The following is a 222-nucleotide window of genomic DNA, read 5'->3' on the forward strand; positions in this document are numbered from 1 at the left end:
GCGATGATCCGGCCCAGCACGGCGTCAGTTTCGCCGAGACGGACAATATCGCCTATACCGGGCGCGTCCGGATGGCGATGAGCCGCCTGCAGCCGGCGCCACTGTCGGTCGATAAAATTATTCAGCGACGTGCCTTCCTGGAGCTGGCACCACTCAATCGTCCAACCATCAACCTCGGCATCGGCATTGCCGCCGGGATCGGCCGCATCGCCACCGAAGAGG

Annotated in this window: 1 pseudogene; it reads left to right on the forward strand. The window is 63.5% G+C overall.

Features of this window, described 5'->3' with window-relative positions:
• Positions 1-222: pseudogene (locus AF337_RS29495) on the forward strand (acyl CoA:acetate/3-ketoacid CoA transferase); the annotation flags it as partial.

Source organism: Rhizobium ecuadorense (assembly GCF_001187535.1).
Lineage (GTDB): Bacteria > Pseudomonadota > Alphaproteobacteria > Rhizobiales > Rhizobiaceae > Rhizobium > Rhizobium ecuadorense.